Annotated in this window: 13 protein-coding genes; 9 read left to right on the top strand and 4 right to left on the bottom strand. The window is 68.1% G+C overall.

Annotated elements, in window-relative coordinates; genetic code table 11:
- Positions 1-8: 8 nt before the first annotated feature.
- The 9 genes from pepP to gcvP all read left to right on the top strand — a co-directional run bounded on the left by pepP (position 9) and on the right by gcvP (position 11,876).
- Positions 9-1,343 carry a Xaa-Pro aminopeptidase gene (gene pepP / locus OH686_RS10955; RefSeq protein WP_289538552.1) on the top strand — a complete coding sequence of 445 codons (1,335 nt, stop codon included), beginning with the start codon at positions 9-11 and terminating at the stop codon, positions 1,341-1,343.
- Between the two features lie 4 nt (positions 1,344-1,347).
- A complete protein-coding gene (ubiH, locus tag OH686_RS10950; RefSeq protein ID WP_289538550.1) occupies positions 1,348-2,532 on the top strand; it encodes a 2-octaprenyl-6-methoxyphenyl hydroxylase in 1,185 nt (394 codons plus the stop codon).
- Positions 2,533-2,541: 9 nt separating this feature from the next.
- On the top strand, positions 2,542-3,027 hold the full coding sequence (locus tag OH686_RS10945; protein WP_289538549.1) for a DUF4442 domain-containing protein: 486 nt from the start codon (positions 2,542-2,544) through the stop codon (positions 3,025-3,027).
- A gap of 9 nt (positions 3,028-3,036) precedes the next feature.
- Positions 3,037-4,254: a 2-octaprenyl-3-methyl-6-methoxy-1,4-benzoquinol hydroxylase gene (locus OH686_RS10940; RefSeq protein ID WP_289538547.1), complete on the top strand. Its 1,218-nt coding sequence runs from the start codon at positions 3,037-3,039 to the stop codon at positions 4,252-4,254.
- 118 nt (positions 4,255-4,372) lie between these two features.
- Positions 4,373-5,374 (top strand): extracellular solute-binding protein, encoded by a 1,002-nt coding sequence (locus OH686_RS10935; RefSeq protein ID WP_289538545.1) that lies wholly within the window; start codon positions 4,373-4,375, stop codon positions 5,372-5,374.
- A 184-nt stretch (positions 5,375-5,558) separates the two neighbouring features.
- The gene (locus OH686_RS10930) at positions 5,559-7,178 is read left to right on the top strand and encodes an ABC transporter permease (RefSeq protein WP_289538543.1); all 1,620 of its coding nucleotides are present in this window, start codon (positions 5,559-5,561) and stop codon (positions 7,176-7,178) included.
- Positions 7,179-7,340: 162 nt separating this feature from the next.
- On the top strand, positions 7,341-8,423 hold the full coding sequence (gene gcvT / locus OH686_RS10925) for a glycine cleavage system aminomethyltransferase GcvT (protein ID WP_289538541.1): 1,083 nt from the start codon (positions 7,341-7,343) through the stop codon (positions 8,421-8,423).
- An 87-nt stretch (positions 8,424-8,510) separates the two neighbouring features.
- Complete coding sequence (gcvH, locus tag OH686_RS10920) at positions 8,511-8,900, top strand: glycine cleavage system protein GcvH (protein WP_137973680.1); 390 nt, start codon at positions 8,511-8,513, stop codon at positions 8,898-8,900.
- A 102-nt stretch (positions 8,901-9,002) separates the two neighbouring features.
- Entirely contained in the window at positions 9,003-11,876 is a 2,874-nt protein-coding gene (gene gcvP / locus OH686_RS10915; protein WP_289538538.1) for an aminomethyl-transferring glycine dehydrogenase, read from the top strand.
- 58 nt (positions 11,877-11,934) lie between these two features.
- Here the strand turns inward: gcvP and OH686_RS10910 are convergent, their stop codons facing one another.
- The 4 genes from OH686_RS10910 to OH686_RS10895 all read right to left on the bottom strand — a co-directional run bounded on the left by OH686_RS10910 (position 11,935) and on the right by OH686_RS10895 (position 15,032).
- Entirely contained in the window at positions 11,935-13,206 is a 1,272-nt protein-coding gene (locus tag OH686_RS10910; RefSeq protein WP_289538536.1) for an alpha/beta hydrolase, read from the bottom strand.
- A gap of 47 nt (positions 13,207-13,253) precedes the next feature.
- Positions 13,254-13,580, bottom strand: a complete 327-nt coding sequence (locus tag OH686_RS10905; protein ID WP_289538534.1) for a DUF2388 domain-containing protein — start codon at positions 13,578-13,580, stop codon at positions 13,254-13,256.
- Positions 13,581-13,662: 82 nt separating this feature from the next.
- Entirely contained in the window at positions 13,663-14,109 is a 447-nt protein-coding gene (locus tag OH686_RS10900) for an NfeD family protein (protein ID WP_289538532.1), read from the bottom strand.
- Entirely contained in the window at positions 14,106-15,032 is a 927-nt protein-coding gene (locus OH686_RS10895; protein ID WP_137973675.1) for an SPFH domain-containing protein, read from the bottom strand. Before OH686_RS10895 ends, OH686_RS10900 begins: the two co-directional genes overlap by 4 nt.
- Positions 15,033-15,071 lie beyond the last annotated feature (39 nt).

Below are 15,071 nucleotides of genomic sequence, written 5' to 3'. Positions count from 1 at the left end.
GTTCAGCCATGGTCAGCATCCCCCGCGCGGAATACGCCCGTCGGCGCAAGGCGCTGATGGAGCAGATGGAACCCAACAGCATCGCCATCCTCCCGGCGGCGCCGGTGTATATCCGCAACCGCGACGTCGAGCACGTCTATCGCCAGGACAGCGACTTCCAGTACCTCACCGGCTTCCCCGAGCCGGAGGCGGTGCTGGCGCTGATTCCCGGTCGCGAGCACGGCGAGTATGTGCTGTTCTGTCGCGAGCGTGATCCCGAGCGCGAGCTGTGGGATGGCCTGCGCGCCGGCCAGGATGGTGCCGTGGCGCAGTATGGCGCCGACGATGCCTTCCCCATCGGCGATATCGACGACATCCTGCCCGGCCTGATCGAGGGCCGCGAGCGCGTCTACTACGCGATCGGCACCAACCAGGAGTTCGATCACCGGCTGATGGACTGGATCAACGTGATCCGCTCCAAGGCGCGCCAGGGCGCGACGCCGCCCAACGAGTTCGTCGCCCTCGACCACCTGCTGCACGACATGCGCCTGTACAAGAGCGCGGCCGAGGCCAAGGTGATGAAGGAGGCCGCCGAGATCAGCGCGCGCGCCCATGTGCGTGCCATGCAGACCAGCCGCGCCGGGCTCTACGAATACCACCTGGAAGCCGAGCTGGATTACGAGTTCCGCAAAGGCGGGGCGAAGATGCCGGCCTACGGCTCCATCGTCGCCGCCGGCAAGAACGCCTGCATCCTGCATTACCGCGAGAACGACGCGCCGCTGAAGGATGGCGACCTGGTGCTGATCGACGCCGGCTGCGAGATCGACTGCTACGCCAGCGACATCACCCGCACCTTCCCGGTCAACGGCAAGTTCTCGCCCGAGCAGAAGGCCATCTACGAACTGGTGCTCAAGGCCAACGAAGAGGCGTTCAAGCACATCGCCCCCGGCAAGCACTGGAACGAGGCCCACGAGGCCACCGTGCGGGTGATCACCGCCGGCCTGGTGGAGCTGGGCCTGCTCGAAGGCGACGTCGAGGAGCTGATCGCCAGCGAGGCCTACAAACCCTTCTACATGCACCGCGCCGGCCACTGGCTGGGCATGGACGTGCACGATGTCGGCGACTACAAGGTCGGCGGCGAGTGGCGCGTGCTCGAGCCGGGCATGAGCATGACCGTGGAGCCGGGCATCTATATCGCCATCGACAACGACAAGGTGGCGAAGAAGTGGCGCGGCATCGGCGTGCGCATCGAGGATGACGTGCTGGTGACCAAGACCGGCTGCGAAGTCATCACCAATGGCGTGCCCAAGACCGTCGCCGAGATCGAGGCGCTGATGGCCGCCGCTCGCGAGCAGGCCGCCTGAGCCGATGAGTCGTGTGCAGCTGGCCATCGTCGGTGGTGGCCTTGTCGGCGCGAGCCTGGCCCTGGCCCTGCAGGCCGGGGCTCGGGCGCGCGGCTGGCGCATCGTGCTGGTCGAGCCCTTCGCCCCGGGCGATGCTTGGCAGCCCAGCTACGACGCGCGCTCCAGTGCGCTGTCCTATGGCTGTCGGCAGATCTTCGAGCGCCTCGGCCTGTGGCCGGCGCTGGCCGAGCGGGCCGAGGCCATCACCCAGATCCAGGTGTCCGACCAGGGCCGCTTCGGCGCTACCCGCCTGTCCGCCGCCGATGAAGGCGTGCCGGCCCTGGGTTACGTGCTGGAGAACGCCTGGATGGGCCATTGCCTGTGGCGTGCGCTGGACCCCGAAGTGGTCGAGTGGCGCTGCCCGGCGGAAGTGACCCGCATGGAGGCGCTGGACGACGGCTACCGCCTGTTCCTCAGCGACGACTCCAGCCTCGATTGCGACCTGGCCGTGCTGGCCGACGGCGGTCGCTCCGGCCTGCGCGAGCAACTCGGCATCGCCGTGCGCCACACGCCATACGACCAGTGCGCGCTGATCGCCAATATAAGCCCGGCCGAACCCCATGCCGGCCAGGCCTTCGAGCGTTTCACCGAGCAGGGGCCGCTGGCCCTGCTGCCGTTGCCGGACAAGCGCTGCGCGCTGGTCTGGACCCGCCCACCGGTGGACGCCGAGCGCCTGCAGCAACTGCCCGACCGCGAGTTCCTCGCCGAGCTGCAGCAGGCCTTCGGCTACCGCCTGGGCAGCTTGCGCCAGGTTGGCGCGCGGCATGTCTACCCGCTGGCGCTGGTGGAGGCCACCGAGCAGGTGCGTCCGCACCTGGTGATCCTCGGCAACGCCGCCCACAGCCTGCATCCGGTGGCGGGGCAGGGCTTCAATCTGTCCCTGCGCGACGCCCAGGCCCTGGCCGAGACCCTGCTGGCAGGCGGCGAGCAGCCCGGCGATTTCGCCGGCCTGCAGCGCTACCTGGCGCGGCAGAGCCAGGACCAGGCGCTGACCGTCGGTTTCTCCGACCGCGTCACCCGCCTGTTCGGCCGTGACGAGTCGCTGCTGGTGGCCGGGCGTACCCTCGGCCTGCTCGGCCTCGATCTGCTACCGCCAGCCAAGCGCTGGTTCGCCCGCCAGGCCATGGGCCTCGGCACCCGATCCTTATGAGAGCTGTACATGAGTGACCGTAAACTGGCGCGTCGCGCGCGCCTGCTGCGCATCGGCCTTAACTGCTACCCGCCTTACATCGGCGCCGGCATCCGCGTGCAACAGATCAGCCCGGACTGCCGCCATGCGCGGGTGAAGATGGCCCTGCGCTGGTACAACCGCAACTTCGTCGGCACCCAGTTCGGCGGCTCGCTGTACAGCATGGTCGATCCCTTCTACATGCTGTTGCTGATGCCGCTGCTGGGCGACGACTACATCGTCTGGGACAAGTCTGCCAGCATCGACTTCGTCAGCCCCGGCAAGGGCCCAGTGTACGCCGACTTCCGTATCGACGACGCCCTGCTAGCCGATATTCGCGCCAAGACCGCCGGCGGCGACAAGTACCTGCCGCAGCTGCACGTCGAGATTCGCGACGGCGAAGGCACCCTGGTTGCCACTGCCCACAAGACCCTCTATATCCGTCTCAAGCCGCGCGCGCGGCCGGCTGCGGCCTAAGGAAGCGAGATGCAAGCGGACCTGATCATCGTTGGCGCCGGCATGGTCGGCAGTGCCCTGGCCCTGGCCCTGGAGCACAGCGGCCTGGAGATCCTGGTGGTCGACGGCGGCCCGCTCAGCGTCAGACCCTTCGATGCCAGTGGCGCCTTCGAGCCGCGGGTCAGCGCCCTGTCCGCCGCCAGTCAGCGCATCCTCGAACGCCTCGGCGTGTGGGACGGCATCACCGCCCGGCGCGCCTCGCCCTATCGCGACATGCAGGTGTGGGACGGTTCCGGCACCGGCAGCGTGCACTTCTCGGCGGCCAGCGTGCATGCCGAGGTGCTCGGCCATATCGTCGAGAACCGTGTGGTCCAGGACGCCCTGCTCGAATGCCTGCACGACAGTCAGATCGGTCTGCTCGGCAACGCCCGCCTGGAACAGCTGCGCCGCTCCGGCGACGGCTGGCTGCTGACCCTGGCCGACGGCCGCGAGCTGCGCGCGCCGCTGCTGGTGGCCGCCGATGGCGCCAACTCGGCGGTGCGTCGCCTGGCCGGCTGCGCCACCCGCGAATGGAATTACCTGCACCACGCCATCGTCACCAGCGTGCGCTGCGAGCGGCCGCACCAGCTCACCGCCTGGCAGCGCTTCACCGACGATGGACCGCTGGCCTTCCTGCCGCTCAACCGCCAGGGCGACGAGCACTGGTGCTCGATCGTCTGGTCCACCGTGCCGGCCGAGGCCGAGCGCCTGATGGTGCTGGACGACGAGGCCTTCCGCCACGAGCTGGGCAAGGCCTTCGAATGGCGCCTGGGCCCGGTGACTGCGGTCGATCCGCGGGTCTGCATCCCGCTGCGCCAGCGTCACGCCAAGCGTTATGTGGAGAGTGGCCTGGCGCTGATCGGCGACGCCGCCCACAGCATCCACCCTCTGGCCGGCCAGGGCGTCAACCTCGGCTTCCTCGATGCCGCGGTGCTGGCCGAGGTGCTGCAGCACGCGTTGCCGCGCGGCGAGCAGCCGGGCGATGTGCGCGTGCTCAGCCGCTACGAGCGCCGGCGAATGCCGCACAACCTGGCGATGATGGCGGCCATGGAGGGTTTCGAGCGCCTGTTCCAGGCCGACCCGCTGCCGATCCGTCTGCTGCGCAACAGTGGCCTCAACTGGGTCGACGAGCTGCCGGATGCCAAGGCCCTGTTCGTTCGCCGCGCCCTCGGCCTGGTCGGCGATCTGCCCGAGCTGGCCAGCGCCTGAGGTTGCCAACGCCGGCGGTGGCTGCCGCTGGCGAAACACTGCGACATAAAATCGCTACAGCTCTCAGCTGCGAGTCACTATCATTTGTGATCTTTCCGCAGTCACGAGAGCCTTCGCCATGTCGCTGTCCAAACGCCTGCTCGCCGTCCTGGCCCTGAGCGCCGCCGCCGGTTCCGCCACGGCCGCCGAGGAAGTGGTGGTCTATTCCTCGCGCATCGACGAGCTGATCAAGCCGGTCTTCGACGCCTACACCGCCAAGACCGGAGTGAACATCAAGTTCATCACCGACAAGGAAGCGCCGCTCATGCAGCGCATCAAGGCCGAGGGCGAGAATGGCGTGGCCGATCTGCTGATCACCGTGGATGCCGGCAACCTGTGGCAAGCCGAGCAGATGGGCATACTGCAGCCCTTCACCTCGCCGGTGATCGACGCCAACATCCCGGCCCAGTACCGCTCCAGCAACCATGCCTGGACCGGCCTGTCGCTGCGCGCGCGAACCATCGTCTACTCCACCGAGCGCGTGCAGCCGGGTGAGCTGACCACCTACGAGGCGCTGGCCGGCCCCGAGTGGGAAGGCCGCCTGTGCCTGCGCACCAGCAAGAAGGTGTACAACCAGTCGCTCACCGGCACCCTGATCGAGACCCATGGCGCCGAGAAGACCGAGCAGATCCTGCAGGGTTGGATGAACAACCTGGCCACCGACGTGTTTGCCGACGACAACGCGGTGATCCTCGCCGTGGACGCCGGTCAGTGCGACGTCGGCATCGTCAACACCTACTACTACGGCCGCCTGCACAAGGAAAACCCGCAGCTGCGCGCCAAGCTGTTCTGGCCCAACCAGAGCGACCGTGGCGTGCACGTCAACCTGTCCGGCGTCGGCCTGACCAAGCACGCACCGAACCCGGAGGCGGCGAAGAAGCTGGTCGAGTGGATGACCACGCCGGAGGCCCAAGGCTTGTTCGCCGAGATCAACCAGGAGTTCCCGGCCAACCCGGCGGTCAAGCCGTCGGCGGAAGTGGCGGCCTGGGGCGAGTTCAAGGCCGACAGCATCCCGGTGGAAGTGGCCGGCAAGCGCCAGGCCGAGGCGATCAGGATGATGGATAGGGTCGGCTGGAACTGATCGGACTCCTCCCATTCGTGGGGAGGGGTCGAGGGGCTGCGGCGCTAAGGCTCTCTCCCCCCACAACCTCTCCGCTCGGCATACCCGTAAACGGGAGAGGGCGCGTCCAGCATCTGCTCTGCCGTTATACTCTCGACGCCCCGGCCCGCCCGGGGCGTATCGTTTCCGCCCGCCAGGAGTTCGCGTGAGTCATCCCGTCCAGCGCCGCTGGTATCCCATCGCCTTTGCCATCGCCGCCCTGGTGCTGCTGCCGCTGTCGGTGCTGGTACTGTCCTGGCACGAGGTCGATGGCGAGATCTGGAGCCATCTGTGGGATACCCAGATGCCGCGCCTGCTGGGCAACACCCTGGTGCTGGTGTTCGGCGTGGGCGTCGGCGTGACGCTGCTCGGCGTCAGCCTGGCCTGGCTTACCAGCCTCTGCGAGTTTCCCGGCCGACGCTGGCTGGACTGGGCGCTGATGCTGCCCTTCGCCATCCCGGCCTACGTGCTGGCCTTCGTCTTCATCGGTCTGTTCGATTTCTCGGGCCCGGTGCAGAGCCTGCTGCGCGAGTGGTTCGGCACGGGCATCCGTTTGCCCCGGGTGCGCTCCACCGGCGGGGTGATCAGCGTGCTGGTGCTGGTGTTCTACCCCTACGTCTACCTGCTCGCGCGCAGTGCCTTCCTGGCCCAGGGCCGTGGCCTGCTGGAGGCGGCGCGAGTGCTCGGCCAGTCGCCCTGGCAGGCGTTCTGGCGCGTGGCCCTGCCGATGGCCTGGCCGGCCATCGGTGCCGGGCTGGCGCTGGCGATCATGGAGACCCTGGCCGACTTCGGTGCGGTGGCGGTGTTCAACTTCGACACCTTCACCACCGCCATCTACAAGACCTGGTACGGCTTCTACAGCCTGTCCAGCGCTACCCAGCTGGCCAGCCTGCTGCTGCTGGCGGTCATGCTGGTGCTCTACGGCGAACGGCGCGCGCGCGGCGCCAGCCGCCCGGCCAGCGAACGGCCGCGGGGCAAGGCGCTGTATCGACTGCATGGCTGGAAGGCCCTGGCCGCCAGCGCCTGGTGCGGCCTGGTGTTCGTCTGCGCCTTCGTGGTGCCGCTGCTGCAGCTGCTGGTGTGGTTCTGGCAGCGCGGCCGCTTCGACCTGGACGAGCGCTACGCCGGCCTGATCCTGCACACCCTGTCCCTCGGCGGCCTGGCCGCGCTGATCACCGTGGCCGTGGCGCTGCTGCTGGCCTTCGCCCGCCGCCAGGCGCCGACCCGACCGATCCGCAGCGCGGTGAGCCTGGCCAACCTCGGCTACGCGCTGCCCGGCTCGGTGCTGGCGGTGTCGATCATGCTGGCCTTCAGCTTCCTCGACCGCGAGCTGGTGATCCCTCTGTCCACCTGGCTCGGCGGCGCCGGCAAGCCGCTGCTGCTGGGCAGCCTGGCGGCGCTGCTGCTGGCCTATCTGGTGCGCTTCATGGCGGTGGCCTACGGCCCGCTGGAGAGCGGCCTGGCGCGCATCCGCCCGTCGTTGCCGCAGGCCGCGCGCAGTCTCGGTGTTGGCGGGCCGGCGCTGTTCCTGCGCGTTTACCTGCCGCTGCTGGTGCCGGGTGCGCTGTCGGCCGCGCTGCTGGTGTTCGTCGATGTGCTCAAGGAGATGCCGGCCACCCTGCTGATGCGCCCCTTCGGCTGGGACACCCTGTCGGTGCGTATCTTCGAGATGACCAGCGAGGGCGAATGGGCCCGCGCCGCGCTGCCGGCGCTGACTCTGGTGCTGGTCGGCCTGCTGCCGGTGATCGGTCTGATCCGCCGTTCCGCCCGCCAGCCGGGGCATTAGGGCGGGCTGCCAGGCTCTGGCTGGCGCGATCCGCTCGACATTGACTGGTCGGTCGGCTATCGAGGTGACCGGGCGGCGCGTCGGGGCTACAATGCGCGCCTGCTGACGCAGCCGTCCATGAGCCCGTGCCCACCAGGGCAGGGCCCGTTTGAGGAGTTTTCCATGGGACAGCGTACACCCCTGTATGAACAACATCTGGCGCTCGGCGCCAAGATGGTCGATTTCGGCGGCTGGGATATGCCGTTGCATTACGGTTCCCAGGTCGAGGAGCACCACCAGGTGCGCCGCGACTGCGGCGTGTTCGACGTCTCCCACATGACCGTGGTCGACGTCACCGGCGCCCAGGCCAAGGCCTGGCTGCAGCATCTGCTGGCCAACGATGTGGAACGCCTGAAGACGCCCGGCAAGGCGCTCTACAGTGGCATGCTCAACCCGCGTGGCGGGGTGATCGACGACCTCATCGTCTACCTCACCGACTGGGGCTACCGCGTGGTGGTCAACGCCGCCACCCGCGACAAGGACCTGGCCTGGATGCAGGCGCAGACCGCCGGTTTCGAGGTCAAGCTGAACGAGCGCGCTGAACTGGCCATGCTCGCCATCCAGGGCCCCAACGCCCGGGCCAAGACCGCCGAGCTGGTGTCCCCGGCTCGCGCCGCGCTGATCAACGAACTCAAGGTGTTCCAGGGCCTGCCGGAAGGCGACTGGTTCATCGCCCGCACCGGCTACACCGGTGAGGACGGCCTGGAGATCATGCTGCCGGCCGCACAGGCTGCCGATTTCCTCAACGAACTGGTCGGCGCCGGCATCGCCCCGATCGGCCTGGGCGCCCGCGACACTCTGCGCCTGGAAGCCGGCATGAACCTGTACGGCCAGGACATGGACGAAGAGGTTTCCCCGTTGGCCGCCAATATGGGCTGGACCATCGCCTGGGAACCGGCCGAGCGCCAGTTCGTCGGCCGCAGCGCCCTGGAAACCCAGCGCGCCGCCGGCGATCAGCAGAAGCTGGTCGGCCTGGTCCTGGAAGAGCGCGGCGTGCTGCGTGCCCACCAGGTAGTGCGGGTGGAAGGCGTGGGCGAGGGTGAGATCACCAGCGGCAGCTTCTCGCCGACCCTCAACAAGTCCATCGCCCTGGCCCGCGTGCCGGCCGCCACCAGCGATCGCGCCGAGGTGGAGATTCGCGGCAAGTGGTACCCGGTACGCGTCGTGCAGGCGAATTTCGTCCGCAACGGCAAGGCCGTCATCTGATTCGAACGGGCGGAGCTGCGGCTTCCGCTCCAACTGCTAAATTTTCCGGGCGGGTCTTCCGCCCCCACTGATTTCGAGGGTACCGACATGAGCAATATCCCCGCCGACCTGCGTTACGTTGCCAGCCACGAGTGGATCCGCCTGGAGGCCGACGGCTCGGTCACCGTGGGCATCACCGACCATGCGCAGGAAGCCCTGGGCGACGTGGTCTACGTCGAGCTGCCGGAAGTCGGCAAGCAGCTGGCCAACGGCCAGGAAGCCGGTGTGGTCGAGTCGGTGAAGGCCGCCTCGGACATCTACGCCCCGCTTTCCGGTGAAGTCCTCGCCGTCAACGAGGCCCTGGCCGACGCTCCCGAGCAGGTCAACGGCGACCCTTACGCCGCCTGGTTCTTCAAGCTGCAGCCGAGCAATCCGGCCGAGCTGGAAGAGCTGCTCGACGCCGCCGGCTATGAAGCCGTCTGCTCCGCCGATGCCTAAGGTGCGTGGCCGCGTCTAGGTCGCGGCCGCCCGCCGATCAACCCGATTTCCGCTGTCGAGCCTCGATCCGTCGAGGCTCTGTCATTTTCCGAGAGCCCTGCTATGTCCACGCCCCGTCTCGATCAACTGCAACAGCCCGATGCCTTCCTCCGCCGCCACCTCGGCCCGGACGCCCGTGAAGAACAGGCCATGCTCGACGCCCTCGGCGTTGCCAGCCGCGAAGAGCTGATCGTGCAGACCGTGCCGCCGGCCATCCGCCTCAACCGCCCGCTGGATCTGCCGGCGGCACTGGACGAGCAGGGCGCCCTGGCCAAGTTGCGGGGCTATGCCGAGCAGAACCAGCTGTGGACCAACCTGATCGGCATGGGCTACCACGGCACCATTACCCCGACCGTGATCCTGCGCAACCTGCTGGAGAACCCGGGCTGGTACACCGCCTACACCCCCTACCAGCCGGAAATCGCCCAGGGTCGCCTGGAGTCGCTGCTGAACTTCCAGCAGCTGACCATCGACCTGACCGGCCTCGACCTGGCCAGCGCCTCTCTGCTCGACGAAGCCACCGCCGCCGGCGAGGCCATGGGCCTGGCCAAGCGCGTGGCCAAGTCGAAGAGCAATGTGTTCTTCGTCGACGAGAACTGCCACCCGCAGACCATCTCCGTGGTGCAGACCCGTGCCGAAGGCTTCGGCATCGAAGTCCAGGTCGGCGCGCTGGACCAGCTGGCTGGTCTCGACGTGTTCGGCGCCCTGCTGCAGTACCCGGATACCCACGGCGAGATCCGTGACATCAAGCCGCTGATCGAGCAGCTGCACGCCAAGAATGCCCTGGCCTGCGTCGCCACCGACCTGCTCAGCCTGCTGCTGCTGACCCCGCCCGGCGAGCTCGGCGCGGACGTGGTGCTCGGCTCCGCCCAGCGCTTCGGCGTACCCATGGGCTACGGCGGCCCGCACGCGGCCTTCTTCGCCACCCGTGACGCCTTCAAGCGCGCCATGCCCGGCCGCATCATCGGCGTGTCCAAGGACGCCCGCGGCAATACCGCATTGCGCATGGCCCTGCAGACCCGCGAGCAGCATATCCGCCGCGAGAAGGCCAACTCCAACATCTGCACCTCGCAGGTGCTGCTGGCCAACATGGCCAGCTGCTACGCCGTGTACCACGGTCCGGAAGGCCTCAAGCGCATCGCCCAGCGCGTGCACCGCCTGACCTGCGTGCTGGCCGCCGGCCTGGAACAGAAGGGCGTCAAGCGCGACAACCAGTTCTTCTTCGACACCCTGACCCTGGATGTCGGCGGCATGCAGACCGCCATCCTCGAGTCGGCCAAGGCCGCGCGCATCAACCTGCGCATCCTCGGTCGCGGCAAGCTGGGCGTCAGCCTGGACGAGACCAGCAGCGCGCAGACCGTCGAGCAGCTGCTGTCGATCTTCCTCGGTGCCGACCACGGCCTGAGCGTGGCCGAGCTGGACGCCGGCAACGTGCCGGAAGGCATCCCGGCCGACCTGCGCCGCACCTCGGCCTACCTGACCCACCCGGTGTTCAACAGCCACCACAGCGAAACCGACATGCTGCGCTACCTCAAGCGCCTGGAGAACAAGGACCTGGCGTTGAACCAGGCCATGATCCCGCTCGGTTCCTGCACCATGAAGCTCAACGCCACCAGCGAGATGATCCCGGTCACCTGGCCGGAATTCGGCGCCCTGCACCCCTTTGCCCCGCGCGAGCAGGCCGCCGGCTACAAGCTGATGATCGACGAGCTGGAAGCCTGGCTGCGCGCCATCACCGGCTTCGACGCCATCTGCATGCAGCCCAACTCCGGCGCCCAGGGCGAGTACGCCGGCCTGCTGGCGATCCGCAAGTACCACGAGAGCCGCAACGACGGCCACCGTGACATCTGCCTGATCCCGGCCTCGGCCCACGGCACCAACCCGGCCTCGGCGCAGATGCTCAACATGCGCGTGGTGGTGGTGGAGTGCGACGCCGCCGGCAACGTCGACATGGACGACCTTAAGGCCAAGGCCGCCGAAGCCGGCGACAAGCTGTCCTGCCTGATGATCACCTACCCGTCGACCCATGGCGTGTACGAGGAAGGCATCCGCGAGATCTGCGAGGTGGTCCACGGCTTCGGCGGTCAGGTCTACATGGACGGCGCGAACTTGAACGCCCAGGTCGGCCTGGCGCGTCCGGCCGATATCGGCGCCGACGTGTCGCACATGAACCTGCACAAGACCTTCTGCATCCCCCACGGCGGTGGCGGCCCGGGCATGGGCCCGATCGGTGTGCGCGCACACCTGGCACCCTTCGTCGCCAACCATCCGGTGGTCGAGCTGCAGGGCCCGAACCCGCAGAACACCGCGGTCAGCGCCGCGCCCTGGGGCAGCGCCAGCATCCTGCCGATCAGCTGGATGTACATCGCCATGATGGGCCCGCAGCTGGCCACCGCCACCGAAGTGGCGATCCTCAATGCCAACTACCTGGCCAGCCAGCTGGCCGGCGCCTTCCCGGTGCTGTACAGCGGCCGCAACGACCGCGTCGCCCACGAGTGCATCCTCGATCTGCGTCCGCTCAAGGCCGAGACCGGCATCAGCGAGGAGGACGTGGCCAAGCGCCTGATGGACTACGGCTTCCACGCGCCGACCATGAGCTTCCCGGTACCGGGCACGCTGATGATCGAGCCGACCGAGAGCGAGTCGAAGGAAGAGCTGGATCGCTTCATCGAGGCGATGCTGAGCATCCGTGCCGAGATCGCCAAGGTCGCCGCCGGCGAATGGCCGGCCGAGGACAACCCGCTCAAGCGTGCCCCGCACACCCTGGCCGACGTGATCGGCGTGTGGGAGCGGCCGTACAGCATCGAGGAAGCGGTGACCCCGTCCGCCCACACCCGCGCGCACAAGTACTGGCCGGCGGTGAACCGCGTGGACAACGTCTACGGCGACCGCAACCTGTTCTGCGCCTGCGTGCCGATGGACGACTACCGCGAGTAAGCGCCCTGCACCAGCAAAGAGGCCGCCCAATGGGCGGCCTCTTTGTTTTCGGGGCGAATCATTCTTCCGGCGCGCAGCCCTTTGTCGGCAGCGAGTCCAGCGCCCGCTGCAACAGCGCCACGCTGCGCGCGTCGTGCAGGATGCCGGTGTGATTCGCCTCGATCAAATACAGGCGTTCGGCCTCGTCCTGGGCGGCCGGCAGCAGCTCGCTGGCCAGCGGCACGGTGCCGTCGTTGGGTTCGGCGATCATCCGGCTGTTACCGGTATAGGCCACCAGCTGCCACTGGCGCAGATGCTCCGGCAGTGGCGCGGCGAACAGGCTGCGCAGGTAGGGGCTGCCGGGCGCCATGTCACGCCACACCGGCACGTTGACTGGCGCGTTCTTCACCCCGGAGGCGGCCGAGGGATGTCCGCCCCAGGGCGTGGCCAGGGTCAGGAACAGGCACAGCTCCTGGTCGCTACCGCCCGGCTCCAGCAGCTGCACGGTGCGCCGCGCCACCAGGCCGCCCATGCTGTGGGCGAACAGGTGAAAGCGCGCGGGGCGCAGGCGCAGGCGCACGTCGCGGATCGCCTCGCTGAGCAGGTAGGCGCTGTTGTTCAGCGGCAGGCCGCTGGGGTAATGGAACAGCACCAGCTGGTAGCGCTCTTGGTCGATGCTGGCGGCCAGCTCGCGCCACACGTCGGGCGAGCTGTTGATGCCGTGGACCAGGAAGATCGGCTCCTTGTCCGGGTCCCAGGGCTGCAGCAGGTACAGGCCGTAACCGACCTCGCTGAGGAAATCCAGGGGCCGCCAGGCGCCCTGGGCGGTGCGCTGGGCGGAGAAGCGCGGGTCATCGAAATCCACCTCCCGCAGATAGTTGTGGCGCACCCGCGGCAGATCTCGCAGCAGCCTGTCCAGGCTCAGGTCCAGGGTGGGAAGTGGGGCGCCGTCGGCGGCTGCAGGTTGCAGCAGATTGAGCCGGCCCAGTTCTGCGCGCTGCTCGGTGGTCGGTTGCAGTTGGAAGGGCGCGGTGCGCGGCTGTGGCAGCCAGTGGCGTGGTTCGTCGGCATCCAGGCGGAAATTGCCGTTGCGATCCTGAAAGGCCAGCAACTGATAGTCACCGGCCGCCATGCTGAAGTAGAACAGGCCGCCGGGCTGCACGCTGCGATAACCCACCAGCCGCTCGCCGGAGAACAGCGCGACCAGCGCTTCCTGGCCGGCGCCGGCGTCCAGGCTGCCGGGGATCAGTACCTGGGTTTGCTGGGCCTGCTGCATCTGCCGGTCCAGCGCCAATAGCTGGCAGCCGCCGAGCAGGCTTGCCAGCACCAACAGCAGTAGCGATCTCGACATCCATGTTCTCCAGCCCGATATAGGGCTGGAGTCTAGCCGCTGCGCTTCTAGCGTGTGGGCTGTTGCTGCGTCGGTTGCATGAGCAGGGCCTGGGCCAGTTCCGCGTCGCTGGCCTGCAGCTGCGGATGCTCGCTGCGCACCCGCTGCAGCGCCGCCTCTAGGTGCGCACCGCGGATCTGCCCGCCACTGGCGACGAAGGCACTGGCATCGTCGCGGGCGGCGACCAGCTGCTTGTCGTCCTTGAAGGTCACGTAAGTGGAGGCGGTAGTGGCGCCGGACGAGAGAACGTCGCGCCAGAAGTCGGCGTCGGCCATGGCTGGGGCAGCGGGGGCGGCAACCAGGGCGATGGCGAGGAACAGGCGGTTATGCGGCATGACGATGGCTCCAGGGAGTGTTCCTGGACTTAGGATGCCGCGCCGGTCGGCCGAGTTCCCCCAACCGACCGGCAGGCCGCGGCTAGAGTGCTTCGACCTTGAGCAGCACGCCGTCCTGGCCGGTGACCCGCACCGAACTGCCGGCCGGCAGGTCCGGGCCGATGACCAGCCACAGGCTGTCGCCGGCCTTGATCTTGCCGCGCCCGTCAACGATGGCCTCGTGCAGGACGAAGCTGCGACCGACGAACTCGCTGCCACGGCGGTTCAGCCCCGGCGCGTCGGAAGGCTTGGCCGCACTGCGCTGGCGCTGCCACCAGAACACCGCGGTGAGCACCGAGAGCAGGGCGAAGATGAGGAACTGCCAGGCCCAGGGCAACTCGGGGAACAGGTAGGTGAGCACGCCGACCGTGGCGGCGGCGACGCCGATCCACAGCAGGTAGCCACCGGCGCCGAACACCTCGAAGATCAGCAGCACGGTGCCGAAGGCCAGCCAGTCCCAGAACGACAGGTGCTGCAGGTAGGCGATCATGCTGGCTTGCCGTCCTTGTCGAAGGTGGCGCGGACGATCTCGCCGATGCCGCCGACCGCACCGATCACCTGGCTGGCTTCCAGCGGCATCAGGATGACCTTGCTGTTGCTGGCCGAGGCCAGCTGGCCCAGGGCCTCGACGTACTTCTGCGCGACGAAGTAGTTGACCGCCTGCACGTTGCCGCTGGCGATGGCGTCGGAGACCATGCGGGTCGCCTCGGCTTCGGCCTGGGCGGCACGCTCGCGGGCTTCGGCCTCGAGGAAGGCGGCCTGGCGCTGGCCCTCGGCCTTGAGAATTTCCGCCTGCTTGTGGCCCTCGGCGGTGAGGATGGCGGCGGAGCGCGAACCTTCGGCCTCGAGGATCTGCGCGCGCTTCAGGCGCTCGGCCTTCATCTGGCTGGCCATGGCCTCGACCAGGTCGGCGGGCGGGCTGATGTCCTTGATCTCGATGCGGGTGATCTTGATGCCCCAGGGTGCGGTGGCTTCGTCCACGGTCTTGAGCAGGCGCTCGTTGATCGCGTCGCGCTGGCTGAGCATGGCGTCCAGCTCCATGGAGCCGAGCACGGTACGGATATTGGTCATCACCAGGTTGCGAATGGCGTGCTCGAGGTTGTTCACCTCGTAGGCCGCCTGGGCCGCGTTGATCACCTGGAAGAAGCACACCGCGTCGATCTGCACGATGGCGTTGTCGGCGCTGATCACTTCCTGCGGCGGGATGTCCAGCACGCTCTCCATGACATTGAGCTTGCGGCCGATGCGGTCCATCACCGGCACGATGATGTTGAGGCCCGGGGTGAGGGTGTTGGTGTAGCGGCCGAAGCGCTCCACCGTCCACTCGTAGCCCTGCGGCACCACCTTGAAGCCCATGAACACCACGGCCACCGCCAGGGCGACGAAGAGAAAGATCACACCACCGATTTCCATAGAAACTCCTTTTTGCTGGTCAGTCGCGGGCGGGCGTCG

It is taken from the genome of Pseudomonas sp. SO81 (genome assembly GCF_030374125.1).
Taxonomy (GTDB): domain Bacteria; phylum Pseudomonadota; class Gammaproteobacteria; order Pseudomonadales; family Pseudomonadaceae; genus Aquipseudomonas.
The sequence above is the reverse complement of the archived record's forward strand: the minus strand, read 5'-3'. Positions and strand labels throughout refer to the sequence as shown.

Excerpts from the sequence above, each read along its gene's own strand:
- OH686_RS10945 (WP_289538549.1), top strand. The coding sequence starts at position 2,542 with ATGAGTGACCGTAAACTGGCGCGTCGCGCGCGCCTGCTGCGCATCGGC.
- OH686_RS10895 (WP_137973675.1), bottom strand. The coding sequence starts at position 15,032 with ATGGAAATCGGTGGTGTGATCTTTCTCTTCGTCGCCCTGGCGGTGGCC.
- OH686_RS10905 (WP_289538534.1), bottom strand. The coding sequence starts at position 13,580 with ATGCCGCATAACCGCCTGTTCCTCGCCATCGCCCTGGTTGCCGCCCCC.
- OH686_RS10940 (WP_289538547.1), top strand. The coding sequence starts at position 3,037 with ATGCAAGCGGACCTGATCATCGTTGGCGCCGGCATGGTCGGCAGTGCC.
- OH686_RS10910 (WP_289538536.1), bottom strand. The coding sequence starts at position 13,206 with ATGTCGAGATCGCTACTGCTGTTGGTGCTGGCAAGCCTGCTCGGCGGC.
- gcvP (WP_289538538.1), top strand. The coding sequence starts at position 9,003 with ATGTCCACGCCCCGTCTCGATCAACTGCAACAGCCCGATGCCTTCCTC.
- pepP (WP_289538552.1), top strand. The coding sequence starts at position 9 with ATGGTCAGCATCCCCCGCGCGGAATACGCCCGTCGGCGCAAGGCGCTG.
- OH686_RS10900 (WP_289538532.1), bottom strand. The coding sequence starts at position 14,109 with ATGATCGCCTACCTGCAGCACCTGTCGTTCTGGGACTGGCTGGCCTTC.
- gcvT (WP_289538541.1), top strand. The coding sequence starts at position 7,341 with ATGGGACAGCGTACACCCCTGTATGAACAACATCTGGCGCTCGGCGCC.
- ubiH (WP_289538550.1), top strand. The coding sequence starts at position 1,348 with ATGAGTCGTGTGCAGCTGGCCATCGTCGGTGGTGGCCTTGTCGGCGCG.
- OH686_RS10935 (WP_289538545.1), top strand. The coding sequence starts at position 4,373 with ATGTCGCTGTCCAAACGCCTGCTCGCCGTCCTGGCCCTGAGCGCCGCC.
- gcvH (WP_137973680.1), top strand. The coding sequence starts at position 8,511 with ATGAGCAATATCCCCGCCGACCTGCGTTACGTTGCCAGCCACGAGTGG.